Source organism: Nocardioides sp. P5_C9_2, from assembly GCF_054049555.1.
Window position 1 is genome coordinate 1 of sequence record NZ_JBFUMD010000505.1, and the last position, 2,732, is coordinate 2,732.

Annotated in this window: 2 protein-coding genes; both read right to left on the minus strand. The window is 73.1% G+C overall.

Annotation, left to right across the window (positions count from 1 at the left end):
- Positions 1–1,365: FAD-binding oxidoreductase (locus ACXJKL_RS18855; RefSeq protein ID WP_457208536.1), on the minus strand; the 1,365-nt coding region annotated here is incomplete at its 3' end.
- Positions 1,366–1,456: 91 nt separating this feature from the next.
- Positions 1,457–2,732, minus strand: a 1,276-nt coding sequence (locus ACXJKL_RS18860) for an FAD-binding oxidoreductase (RefSeq protein WP_457208537.1), incomplete at its 5' end; no start/stop codon positions are given.

Consider the following 2,732-nt stretch of genomic DNA (forward strand, 5'->3'; position numbering starts at 1 on the left):
GGAGAGCACGCCGCCGATCGTCATCACGCCGTCCGGGTCGTAGGTCCGGATGGCCCGACGCAGCCGCGCGAGGGTCACCTCGTCGTACGCGTCGACGTACTCCTCCGGCGTGAACGTGAAGTTCGGCAGCCGGTGTCCACCCACCCACGGCGCCAGCGCGTCGAGGATCGCGGCGGCGTGGTCCTCCACGCCCGGGATCTCCGAGATGCCGACGACGAGCAACGAGTACGCCGCCGCCCGCGAGGCGAAGGCGCTCGGGTGCTCCCCCGGTCGGGCGAAGGCGCCGCCCAGCTGGCGGACCTCGACCAGGATCTGCGGCGACGCCACACCCGGCCCCGTCAGGGCGAGCAGGGCGTCCACCGCCTCCGCGGGAAAGTCGGTGAGGACGTTGCCCGCCTCGTAGGCCGGGGTGGGGTCGAGCGGGTCCGTGTGGACCGAGTCGATCGCGGCGTAGGGCTTGTCGGCCACGTCGTCCAGGATCACCGGAGCAGCGGCCCGCATCGCAGCGAACCGGCGCTCCCCCTCCTCGGCCGACCCCGTCCACACGAAGCGCACCGACAGCGTCAGCCGGCCGGCCAGCATGGGCGGCACGCCTTCCATGTCGGGGAGCTGGAACAGGGCGATCGACGTGGTGCCCAGCTCGGGCAGGTCGTCGGACCAGTGCAGCCAGCGCTCGATGACGGTCGCCGCGTCGTCCCCGTCGAACCACAGCGAGCCGCCGTAGAACCGCGGCTGCTCGACCAGGTCGAACTCGATGGCGGTGACGATGCCGAGCATCCCCTTGCCGCCGCGCAGGGCGAAGAAGAGGTCCGGGTGCTCCGTGGGCGTCACCCGCCGGAGCTCGCCGTCGCCGGTGACGACCTCGATGGCGCGCACCTTGTCGCTGGCCAGCCCGTAGGTGCGGGCCATCGGCCCGAGCCCGCCGCCGGTGGTGTAGCCGACGATGCCGACGTCGGTGATCGATCCGGACAGGGGTGCCAGGCCGTACGGCGCGGCGGCTTCGACGACCTTGAGCCACTTCACGCCGGCTCCGACGCGCGCCCAGCCCTCCGGGTGGACGACCACCTCGTCGAGCTCCTTGGTCGTGACCAGCAGCTCGGTGGTGAGGTCGGCCATGGGGCCGTGGCCGGTGGCCTGCGGGGTGACGCGAATGCCGTGACGGGCCGCGAAGCGCACGGCCTCGACGACGTCCTGGGCGTCGTGGGCCGCGAGGACGGCTGCGGGCCGGACCGCGATGGCCAGGTTCCAGGGCGAGACGAGGGCGTCGTACTTCGTGTCGCCGGGCACCGCGACGGTGCCGATGGTGAGTGCGTCCAGCTCCCCGAACGGTGCGGCGTACGCGGTGCTGGTCTGTGCGATGGTCATTGTTCCTCCGTGTGGTGTCGTCGTTGACCCGACGACGGTGCACCCGCACGGTTGAGAAGGACTTGCGTCCGACTTGAATGTTCCTGCGGAATCAGTCGCCTGCCGTGCTTTGCGGCGCGACAAACACCCCGTCAGGGTCCGCGGAACGACGGATCCGGTGGAGGCGCTCGTACGCCGACGCCGACCACCCGCGCCTGGCGGCAGCCTCGTAGGCCATCGAGAGGTACGACGCGCTGGAGGTCCAGGGGGCGAGGGAGTCCAGGACCCGGGTGGCGTCGTCACGTACGGCGCTCCAGCCGGTGCCCACGTCCAGCCCGACGCCGAGCACCAAGAAGGAGCCGTCGAGGTGGTCGAGCGCACCACCTCGGGGCGCGGGCCGCGCCAGCGCGCCACCGAGCTGTCGCAGCTCGACGAACAGCAGCTTGCTGCCGGAGCCGGGACCGGCCGTCGCGATGAGGGCGTCCACCGCGTCCGGGGGCAGGCCGTGGACCAGGACGCTGTTGGCGTAGACCGCGGTGGGTTCCTGGGGGTCGAGCTGCAGGTGCGCGATGTCGGCCGCGGGCACCTCCGCGAAGGTGTCGGTCTCGGGCCCGAGGGCACGCAGCGGAGCAAGGGCGCGGGCAGCCGCCTCGGCGTCGCCGACAGCCACCGCGTCGAGCATGACGAGCCGCCGACCGCGGATGTCGGGGGGCATCCACTCCTCGTCAGGGACCTGGAAGATCCGGGCGACGCTGGTCACCGACTCCGGCGCGTCCGCGGTCMACTCGCCCCACGCGGTGAGGACGCGCCGCGCGTGCCGCCAGTCCCAGGCCAGCATCCCGGCGTACACCGTGCGGATCGGCAGCAGGTCGAACTCGAGCGCCGTGACCACCCCGAAGCCGCCGTGGCCACCGCGGGCCGCCCACAGCAGGTCCGGGTCCTGGGTCTCGGTGGCGCGCACGAACGTCCCGTCCGCCAGCACCAGCTCGACGGCCGTGATCGCGCTGCACTGCAGCCCGTGCTGGCGGGCGTACCAGCTCACGCCGCCACCCAGCGACGAACCGACCACGCCCACTCCGGGGCTGGACATGTGCATTCCCGCCAGTCCGACCTTGCCGGCCCGGGCGATGACGTCGCCCCAGAGCACGCCGGCCTCGGCGCGAGCCGTACGGCTGGCGGCGTCCACGCTCAGCCCGGTCATCGCCGAGGTGCGCAGGAGTACGGCGTCGCCGAGCCGCCCGGCGAGCGGAGGTGCTCCGTGGCCGGTGCCCTGGGGGGCGACCCGGAGACCGGACGCCGCGGCGGCTCGCACGATCCGGGCGACCTCGTGAGCGTCGGCCGGGTAGGCGACCGCTGCCGGGTGCTCGTCCACCTGGAGGTTCCACGGC